Genomic DNA, 6888 nt, shown 5'->3' with positions numbered 1-6888 from the left:
TCGTCTGCTCATCGTCTCTCCTGATTCGCGGGCCTATCGTGCCCGTCGTCAGGCAGAAACTCCACTTAACGTCCTGTGCAGATTTCCGGAGCCGGCTCTCCGTCCCTTCTCCCCTTGTGGAAGAAGGTGGCATAGGGGCCTTCGGCCGCCGTTCTAAGCACGCCGATGCCTTGCATCGGCCATGCCGCCGGATGAGGGGTTCTATCCTCGCATTCACCGCGAGACGTTCATTCCCGGAGACAACCCCTCACCCGTCTCGCCGCTGCGCGGCGAGCCACCCTCTCCCACGAGGGGAGAGGGAAAATCATCTACTCCATCATCTCCCACAGACGATGCGTGAGCACGCCGGCACGCTTCTCGATCGCGGCCGCTGCATCGAGTGCGAGGTCCTCGCGATAGCGGCCGGCGATGAGCTGCACACCGATCGGCTTGCCGTCGTGCAAGGCCACCGGCACCACCGCGCCAGGCAGGCCCAGTACGTTGATCGCGGAGATGAAGCGGATCTCGCCCCAGAAGATCTCGCGGACGCGCTCGGCGCTGATTGTGTCCTCGCGCGGGCCCGGCGTCGGCTTCACCGTGGTCGGCGCCAGCACGACCGGATACTCCTCGAAGAATAATTGCCAGGCACGGATATGGCCGCTGCGCGCGGCGGTGGCGCGCATCCAGGCGGGAAGATCGAGCACGCTCGCCTTGGCCTTCATGCCGTTCCACGCCTTGTGGAAGTCTTCCGAAGTCACCTTCAGCATGCCGGCTTCCAGCATCACCACCGTCTCGTTGGTGATGATGTCGCACCAGGTCTGCCAGACGCCGTTGATGTCGGGCACATCGACCTCGCTGACGCGATAACCGGACCGCTCGAGATGATCGGCGGCTTGGCGCAGCGCCGCGGCGACCTGCGGATCCACATCCATGTCCTCGGGGATCTTGGCGAGCGCGACCTTGATCGGCCGCTTCGGCTTCGGCCCGACCAGCGGCGCCGGCACCCACCAGGGGTCGCGCGGATCACGCTGGCTCATCACCTCCAGCGCGAGGCGAACGTCACCGACGTGGCGGGCGAGCGGCCCCTGCGCCGACATCAGATGCGCCAGCATCGGCCGCTCCGCGGTAGCGCTTCCGTTGAAGGCGGGAATGCGCCCCTGCGTCGGCTTGATGGTGGCAACGCCGTTGCAATGCGCCGGCCAGCGCAGCGAGCCGCCGATGTCGTTGCCATGCGCGATGGTGCCGATGCCGGCGGCGACCGCCGAGCCTGCGCCGCCCGAGGAGCCGCCGCAGGTGATGTTCGGATCCCAGGGATTGAGCGTCAGCCCGTGCAGCGGATTGTCGGTGAAGCCGCGAAAGGAGAATTCCGGCGTATTGGTGAGGCCGAGGACGATCGCGCCGGCTTTCTTCAGGTTGCGCACCACCGGTGCGTCTGACGGCGCGACGAGGTCCTTGTTGGAAGGAACGCCGTTGAAATTGGGCCGGCCTTCGTAGTCGACGTTCTCCTTGATGGTGATGGGAACGCCGTGCAACAAACCAAGCTCGCCGCCCTTGGCGCGCTGCTTGTCGGCCGCATGCGCAGCCTTCAACGCTTCCTCGCCGAGATCGACGACGACCGCACTCAGTTGGGGATTGACGGCGCGCATCCGATCCAGATGCGCTTCGACGGTCTCGACCGCAGAGATTGCGCCGGCGCGGATCGCTGCCGCGGTCTCCACCGCCGACCATTGCCATGCCGGCCCCTTCGGGCGGCGCGCCGCGGTCGGTTTGCGTGGTGAGGACTGCTTTCCGATCCCTTTGACCGTCTTCTTCGCCGCCTTCCTGCCTGTCTTCTTCGCTGCCTTGGCAACGGCGCCCTTGCGGGCGGCGCTCGTCCTGCTCGACGTCTTCGCTACTTGTTTCGAAGCGCTTTTCTTCTTGGTCGCCGCCTTCTTCGCCACGTCGCATTCTCCTGAAATTGCGCGGCGAAGTTACGGACAGCGCGTCACCGTGTACAGACGCGTTTCTGCATGGGGCGTTGTCATGCTTCTTACTCGGCGGGGCATGCCGCGACTGCGGCCTGCGTGCGGTCAAGCCGGAGGCTCCACAGCGCCAGCACGAGGCCGACCGCCGTAATCCCCGCCGCGACCAGCGGCAGTGCGGAGAGGCCGAGCCCGCGGTCGATCGTGAGACCGCCCGCCCAGGCGCCAACCGCGTTGCCGAGATTGAACGCGGCGATGTTGAGGCTCGAGGCGAGCGTCCGGCCGCTGGAGCCGGCCGCTTCCAGCACGCGAAGCTGGAGCGGCGCGACCGTTGCGAACGCGGCGATGCCAAGCAGCAGGATGAGCGCAATGGCGAGGAGCTTGATCGACAGCACGGCGGCAAGACCAAGCAGCACGGTGGCAAGCGCGGCGAGCGTGCCGATCAGCGCGCGCGCGAGCCCGCGATCGGCGAGCTTGCCGCCAGCCACATTGCCGATCGCAAGGCCAACGCCGAACACCAGCAGGATCGGCGAGACCGCCGCTTCCGAAAAGCCGGTGAAGCGCGTCAGGATCGGCTGGACGTAGGTGATCACGACGAACAGGCCGGCGAAGCCGAACACGGTCATGGCAAGGCCGAGCAGAACCTGCGGACGGCCGAGCACCGAGACTTCCTCGGCGAGCGAGATCGGCTTGTCGCCGTTGCCGACATGGCCAGGCACCAGCGCCGCGACCACCGCAAAGGCGACCACGCCGATCACCGTCACCGCCCAGAACGCCGCGCGCCAGCCCAGCATCAGGCCGAACCAGGCGCCGAACGGCACGCCGAGCAGGGTTGCGACCGTGAGACCAATGAACATGGTCGATATCGCGGAGGCCCGCTTGTCCTCGGCAACGAGACTGGTTGCCACAACCGAGCCGACACCGAAAAAGGTGCCGTGGGCGAGCGAGGTCAGTACTCGCGCCGCCATCAACAATTCGTAGTTCGGCGCCAGCGCACAAGCCGCATTGCCGATGGTAAAGATTGCCATCAGCGCCAGCAGCACCGTCTTGCGCGGCATTCTACGTGTGGCCAAGGTCAGCACCGGGGCACCGACGAACACGCCGAGCGCATAGCCGGAGATCAAGAAGCCTGCGACCGGCACGGAGACATGCATGTCGGCGGCGACCTGAAGCAGCAGGCCCATGATGATGAATTCGGTGGTGCCGATGCCGAAGGCACCGGCAGTGAGGGCGAGGACGGCGGCAGGCATGCATGGCTCCGATGAATGGGCAGGAGCCGCGCAGATAGAAGCCGCGCGGCAAAACCATTAGGATGTCCGCAATCCAATCATTTGTGACGTGAATTCAACATGGCCCGTTTCGACACCAACCGTTCCGCTGAGATGGAAGTTTTTGTCGGCGTCGTCGACCTCGGCGGCTTCACCCAGGCTGCGCGAAAACTGCGCTTGACGCCGTCGGGGGTGAGCAAGCTGATCTCGCGGCTGGAGGTGCGGCTCGGCACGCGGCTGATCAACCGCACCACCCGCAAGCTCACGCTGACGGAAGAAGGCCAGGCCTTTTACCAGCACGCCGTGCGCATCCTCGCCGAGATGGAGGAGGCTGAGCGCGAGGCCGCCTCAGGCGCTGCGCCGCGCGGCCGCCTCACGGTCAACAGCAACATTCCCTTCGGCATGCTGCATGTTATGCCGCTGATCCCGCGCTTCCTGGAACAACATCCCGACGTCACGCTCGATCTCGTGCTGACCGACACGCTGATCGACCTGATGCAGGAGCGCGCCGACGTCGCCATCCGTGTCGGCCCCTTGCGAGCCTCACGCCTTGTCGCGCGAAAACTCGGCACCAGCCGCATGGTCGTGGTCGGCGCGCCGGATTATCTGACCCGCTTCGGCACGCCGAGGACGCCGGCGGATCTTTCCGATCACCGCGGCATCGGCTGGACCTTTCCGCGCTCGATCCGCGCCTGGCCGTTCAAGCGCGGCGAGCGCACCGAGGAAGCCGCACCGCCGCCTGCCGCCCGGGCCAGCGACGGCGAAGCCGCCCGCCGCCTCACCCTCGGCGGCGTCGGCCTCGCCCGCCTCGCCCTCTTCCACATCGGCCCCGACATCGAAGCCGGCCGTCTCGTGCCGGTTCTCCAGAGTTACAATCCCGGCGACCGCGAAGACATCCACGCCGTCTATGTCGGCCACAGCGCACCCCTCCCCGCGCGCGTCCGCGCGTTCATCGATTTTCTGGCAGAGCATGTGCGGGTCAGCGACCCGGCGCTGAAGCGGGCGGGCGATGGGAGGTGGAGGGTGGTGGGATCAGGCTGATGGCGGACAGCGTATCAGTCAATCCCCATTGAAAGATCATGCATTTTCGACCTTTGTAGACCAAAATCCACCGTTTGAACTACCTCCGAAAGTGGGAGTTCGCCTTCGACAAAGCCTGTCCCGTCCACTGGACCGTCATCGACAAGCCAACCAGTTCCTCTGCTCGATGCCTCCTCATCATTCGGACGCGATCCTGATGCGCCAAGAGCTTCGACGAATGACGAAAAGATCAAAAAGCTGTCCAGGGAGACCATCCGGAACCAGCGCTCCTCTCACGGCCATCGCGTCTTGATCGTGTTCGCGATCAGGACAAGCCAACGTCGGACCTGCGTAAAAATCAGAAATTCATCATGAACACGTTGCTGAGCACGCCGGCCGAGCATGTCGCGCTTCCAGGGATCTCTCAGCAATGCATCAAGCGTGGTCGCGATCTCGTGCGGATCCTCCGGATTCGTTACCAGACATCCATCCAAGTCGGAACGTATCTGCTGCCGGAGCCCTGCGGCATTCGATCCCAAGACAGCCGCGTGCTTCCACATAGCTTCCGTCGCGGTCAACCCGAACCCCTCTTGCAATGAGTTCTGCGCCACGATGTCCGAACAGCGCTGAAGCGCATTAACGAGCAGCGCGTTGTGCTTCGCCGAGTTCATAGGCAGCAAGATGATCGCGATGTCGTCTTGGAATTTTGGCTCTAAGCCCACATAGGCGTTGCAGAGTTTGGGCCAGCACCTCCTTGCCCTCCGGATCGTCCTCGACCGATGCGGGATCGGGACCTGCTAAGACCAGGCGAGCCAATTGCACTGAGTGTCGATGCCGCTCGCCCAGGCCAGTTTTGTTCTCCAGATCGCGCTTCAGGCTCACGAAACCGTTCATCAGCGGGAGAAAGCCCTTCAATCGATCCCAGCGCGAGATCTGGGTTACGATCGGACGATAGAGAAGTCCGATATCCTCCGGCTCTATAGCAGGCGCCCAGCTCCCGTCGCGCTGGAGCCGTTCCGCTGGTTTGGGGAATGGCGGCGTTAGCATCGGACCGGGCGGACGGATCAGGGCGCCGTTGACAAGGATGCCGACAAGCTTGTGGACCGATAGATCCCGGTTCTTATGGGTGAGCGGGTCGATGGCCGGATGTATGATCGTTGCCCGTCCGGTGAGGCAGCCGGGAATGTATTCTGGGGCCGTGAACACAGCCTGATCGTAGGCGGATGCGCATGCGTCAAGGAAGGTCCACGCCGCGCGGGTCTCAGGTGTTTTCCGATCAAGGCCGATATGGCACCGCCAGATCGCCGCTATGTCCATCCTTTTTCTGAGGATCGCACCCGCGCCCAACGGCTGAGGGTCGTGGACAACGAGTACGTCCCCCGACGAGATGTGGCGCGCAACCGCTTCCGCAGTATCGTGACTGACTTTGTCGTAGAGCTCGCGCTCCGCTTCTCCAAGGTTTGCATCCCCATGGCCATGGATCAGGTTATGTACCCGCTTGGTCAGCCGAAAGAACTCCTGATCATCGGTCTTCATCACCAGCCAATTGGCGTCGACACCAAGTTCACGCAGCAACGCGAGGAGCGGCGGCAGCAACTCGGCCACGCCGCCGCCGCGACTGGTGCTGCTCACCATCCACACCCGGTGTCCCCTCAGCGTAGGACGCAGGCTCTCCGCCTCCTGACGCAGCTCCCGCACCGCCATGCTAAGATGCGCAATGCTCTCATAGTCATCGAGCGAAACGTGATGTCGCGATTCGATCAGATGCGCCATGATAGAGTTACCGGATTGCTTCGGCGTTGCGCCCCACGTCTCACGTGCGTTACGGGCCGACTGCCCGATACCGGGATCGTCTCGGCTTTTTTTGCTCCAAGCGCACATTTCTGATTCGTATCGAGGTTGTGATCATGGGACGGGAATCCCGCAGAACAGTCGGTAGTAGCCGATCGAGATCGCGCTCAGCGTTGATCTTGCAGCCCACTGCGGAACCCAAGCCGCGGCAGTCAGTTTTATTCCACGCCAGAGGGCGGCCCCAGCTGCCACGTAAGAGGCGGACCGAGGTCGAGCTATTTCTGTTTCGGTGGAGAACATCGGGTATCGACCAATGTTCCAGAATCACGAACCCAAGCCTCAAATGAGCAGTGTTGCGGCGCTCCTGACCCAAAATGTATGGTCCGGCCGCGCGTTGCAAGAGGTTTCGTCAACCTGGCAGATGCGGTCTTGCATCAATGTATCCGGCCTCTGATTGGAGCGTGTTGTGCTCCGGGCCATCATGGATATCAGCGCGCATTCGAGCTGATTAGCGGACAGGCCTCGAAGGGGCCATTCGGGTCACCAGTGTTCGCATGCGCCGGGAAGACCGATTCTCCATCGTCGTCTCATCCTCTCGCAGACCTCGGCGGGTAAGGGATGTTGGTTACGTCATCGATAGCTCCTCACTTCGCACTGTTCCTTTGTTCGTGCCTGGCGGTCGTTCCTTCGTCCCGGCCTGCGCGCGCAGACGCGCCGCGCGCAAGGGCCGTCAAGGCCGGCCGTCGTGCTGTTCTGACGGCTTGCTCGATCGCTGCCAGGCTGCGCCTTGACGGCCCCGAGCACGGCGCGAGGATCAAGCAGGTCGGGACGCCATCTCATCTGTCTTGACGCACTCGAAGGCGCGCCCC

The 6888-nt window shown here is 63.8% G+C and carries 5 protein-coding genes; 1 reads left to right on the top strand and 4 read right to left on the bottom strand.

The window, feature by feature from the left end:
- Positions 1–308 precede the first annotated feature (308 nt).
- Positions 309–1919, bottom strand: coding sequence for an amidase family protein (locus IVA82_RS35115; protein ID WP_247387247.1), 1611 nt, complete (start codon positions 1917–1919; stop codon positions 309–311).
- 89 nt (positions 1920–2008) lie between these two features.
- Positions 2009–3190: an MFS transporter gene (locus tag IVA82_RS35110; RefSeq protein ID WP_247387246.1), complete on the bottom strand. Its 1182-nt coding sequence runs from the start codon at positions 3188–3190 to the stop codon at positions 2009–2011.
- Positions 3191–3289: 99 nt separating this feature from the next.
- Here IVA82_RS35110 and IVA82_RS35105 point away from each other — a divergent pair, with 99 nt between their 5' ends.
- A complete protein-coding gene (locus IVA82_RS35105) occupies positions 3290–4249 on the top strand; it encodes a LysR family transcriptional regulator (protein ID WP_247387245.1) in 960 nt (319 codons plus the stop codon).
- A 272-nt stretch (positions 4250–4521) separates the two neighbouring features.
- Here IVA82_RS35105 and IVA82_RS35100 read toward each other — a convergent pair whose 3' ends face one another.
- Together IVA82_RS35100 and IVA82_RS35095 are read right to left on the bottom strand one after the other, a co-directional pair.
- Positions 4522–4899, bottom strand: a complete 378-nt coding sequence (locus IVA82_RS35100; RefSeq protein WP_247387244.1) for a glycosyltransferase — start codon at positions 4897–4899, stop codon at positions 4522–4524.
- Positions 4865–6001: a hypothetical protein gene (locus tag IVA82_RS35095; RefSeq protein ID WP_247387243.1), complete on the bottom strand. Its 1137-nt coding sequence runs from the start codon at positions 5999–6001 to the stop codon at positions 4865–4867. The genes IVA82_RS35100 and IVA82_RS35095 overlap by 35 nt, the downstream gene beginning before the upstream one ends.
- Between the last annotated feature and the right edge of the window lie 887 nt (positions 6002–6888).

It is taken from the genome of Bradyrhizobium sp. 142 (genome assembly GCF_023074015.1).
In the GTDB taxonomy this organism is placed as follows: domain Bacteria; phylum Pseudomonadota; class Alphaproteobacteria; order Rhizobiales; family Xanthobacteraceae; genus Bradyrhizobium.
The sequence above is the reverse complement of the archived record's forward strand: the minus strand, read 5'-3'. Positions and strand labels throughout refer to the sequence as shown.